Raw genomic sequence first — 2,927 nt, 5'->3', positions numbered from 1 at the left:
AAAAGACACGCCGCATTTCCTGAATGGCATAGGCTGGCTTCATAGTAGCGAGACTGCGAATCAGACGAATGCGTTCTTTCACCTGTTCACGCTGAAAATCACGTAGTCGATCCCAGCGGCTAAGGTGGATTAACGGGTATTTTTTAGCCTGCTGTTTCTCTTCGCGCATAATCCATTCCATCCCAGCCTCACGGGAGACATACAGCGGTCCAAGCGTGCTTGGAATGGATTCCATTCGCCGTGGGTTCAGCGACAGACGCAAGTGGTCCATTAAAGGACGAATCAGAGACTGATCGTAAAACACGGCGCCTGCTCCGTACTGAATAAATGGAACATCCCGCATAATCAATTGCTCAAAAATAGATCGGCTTCCGCTGGCCGTTCGGTGCAAAATGGCGATATCGCGGAATTGAAGCCGGCCTTCCTCTACCTGCTGGAGTAGATGAGTAACAATATGTTCCGCTTCTTCCTCAGGTCCGGATGGAGTCGCAAACTGTGGTGGCAAGCCCTCACGACCAGCAGCCGCAAGACGTTTGGAGCGTCGATGGACATTTTTAGCGACGATGTTGGAGCCCAACCCCAAAATGCGCGCATCACTGCGATAATTGATATCAAGGGTAATGACCTTTGCATCTTTATAGACCTTATCAAACTCCAGAATGGATTCCTGGCGTGCGCCGTTAAAGGTATAGATCGTCTGGTCATCATCTCCGACGACCATCAGATTGCGATGCCTCGCGGCCAATCGCTGCACCATATCATATTGCAAGGCATTCGTATCCTGAAATTCATCGACCATGATATAAGAAAAACGCCGTTGAAGCGGCTGAAGCACATCCGGGTCACGCAGCAGCGCGGAGGCACGCAGCAGAATATCGTCAAAATCCATTTTATTGCGCTCTCGTTTCCACGTTTCATAGGCGAGCATGGCACGCTTGGCATCCGCTTCCTCGCGGATGGTTTCCGGCAGCTCGTCTGCGCTACGACCCTCCGCCTTCCAGGCGGAGAGGGCGGACAACAGGCTTTCCGGCTGGAAAGCCTCGCTCAGTCCAAGCTGGCGCAGCATCATTTTCATGACGGTATGCTGAGCCTGCGTCTCACCGAACACTTCGTCTTGCACGCCGCGATGACGCAACATCGCCAAAGCGAACGAGTGGAAGGTACGCGCCTGAACTGCACGTGCAGCGGCAGAGCGCACGCCGGGTAATCCGGCGATGCGCAGCTTCATTTCGGCAGCGGCCTTGCTGGTGAAGGTCACCAGCAGGATGGACGATGCAGGAACATCGCGCATCGCCATAAGGTAGCCTGCACGGGCCGCCAGCACCGTGGTTTTGCCGCAACCAGCCCCTGCTAGGGTCAGAAGCGGGCCTTTACCGTGGCGTACGGCCTGAATTTGCGGGCGGTTCAGATGAATGCCCGCGTTCTCTATAGCACGGAAAAAAGTCGCGTCTTGGTCGGTGTCGGGCACCAGCGTTATACTGGTATCCATAGAAGCTCGACGTGCCTGAGGGATCGTCGTTGAATAAGGAACCCCGATGGGTCGGGGGTAAAATGCAGGATTTGGGTTCATGATCCTGAAACCCCTTTCGTTCTTAAAATCTTCCATTTTCACAAATGGGGGTAGTTTTTGGTATGATAGAGTTCTAGTCAGCTTGAGTTGATGATAAGAACAAGACTATGGACTAAAATGGTGCTGAATTCATGCGGATCTAGAGCTGGGGCGTCAGAACGTTAATAGGCTGACGCCAATGCCTATAGGCTTCAAACAGGCAATAGGACCGCATTCCATTATACAGGAGTTCGAGGCTTGCCAACAGAAAAAAACTTTGGGATATACGGACGGTATAGTGAAATCCGGCTGGATATGGGGAGGAAATGAAGATGAAGCTGATTCAACGTATAAAGGAAGGCGCTAATCGCGCAACAGAAAAGGCGCAGCATGCTGTCGAGATTAGTAAGATCAATTCACAAATTACAACGATTCAGCAGGAAATGGATGTACATTTCTTACGAATGGGTCAAATCTTTTACGAGGGCTACCGGGCATCCGATATGTCCATGGCTGAAACTGAGATGACACAGCTATCCACAGCTTGTGATGAGCTTCAGGATGAGATTGATGAGCTGCGCAGCAGAATTGCAGAATTAAAAAACGCCCATTTATGTACCTGTGGTGCAGTTGTGCCGCTGGATGCAAACTTTTGCCCCAAATGCGGACGCAAGCTGAATGAAAGGCAGACAGCCTCCAAGCAAGTAGCGGCTGTGCGGGAGGAAGTGCCGGCAAACGCCTATTCTTTTGATCTGCGCAAGTCAGAGGCAGTGAAGGATGCTGCGCCTGCTTACATGGAGTATGCAGAAGATGAAGTCATCGATCGGCATGAACAGGATGAGCAGCATGAAACGCATGATCCAACGGGATTAGATCGCAATTACACGGTATCTGATTTTACTCCAGAAGAAAAAGCAGCGTTCGACGAAGAGTGGGAGCGCCGTCGTCAGGAAGAATTGGAGAAAGAACACCGTCGTCTTGAAGAACTGGAACGTGAGCGCGAGCGTCAAGAGGAGCTGGACGAGCGCATTCGATATTGGAAGGCCAATAATTCCTTGGGTGAGAAGCCAACAATGACGTCTACCCAAATACGCGAAAATGTAAAATGCCAAATCTGCACAGCGGAATTACCTAAAGGCTCCAAATGGTGCCCGCGCTGTGGAGCTGAACAGATTTGACGCAGCCGTACAGGCTGCCGCAGGGCACAGACATAACGCCGGGCAGCATAGGGGGAACAGAACATATGGAGCGTTTGCTGCAACATCTGCGGAATCTGGGTTTTACGGAGATGGAAGCCAAAGTGATGGTCGAGCTTTCGAGACAAAATGCGGCTTCCGGCTATGAAGTGGCTAAGCGTCTAGGGGCATCGCGTTCCAAC

General features: G+C 51.6%; 2 protein-coding genes and 1 pseudogene. 2 read left to right on the top strand and 1 reads right to left on the bottom strand.

Translation table 11 applies throughout. The features are described from left to right. A partial coding sequence (locus tag AC5V8P_RS24830) for an ATP-dependent helicase (protein WP_495473985.1) occupies window positions 1–1,570 on the bottom strand: 1,570 nt, incomplete at its 3' end. Window positions 1,571–1,881: 311 nt separating this feature from the next. On the opposite strand from AC5V8P_RS24830, the gene AC5V8P_RS24825 reads away from it, so the two are divergent. After that, the gene (locus AC5V8P_RS24825) at window positions 1,882–2,727 is read left to right on the top strand and encodes a zinc ribbon domain-containing protein (protein WP_064796661.1); all 846 of its coding nucleotides are present in this window, start codon (window positions 1,882–1,884) and stop codon (window positions 2,725–2,727) included. A 47-nt stretch (window positions 2,728–2,774) separates the two neighbouring features. Continuing rightward, window positions 2,775–2,927: pseudogene (locus AC5V8P_RS24820) on the top strand (TrmB family transcriptional regulator); the annotation flags it as partial.

The sequence above is a fragment of the Paenibacillus sp. N119s genome (assembly GCF_059447605.1).
Note: the sequence above shows the minus strand (reverse complement) of the source record. Positions and strands in the feature narration are given on the sequence as shown.

What these genes read in the sequence shown, in the direction of transcription:
- AC5V8P_RS24825 (WP_064796661.1), top strand. Translation starts at nt 1,882, where the DNA reads ATGAAGCTGATTCAACGTATAAAGGAAGGCGCTAATCGCGCAACAGAA.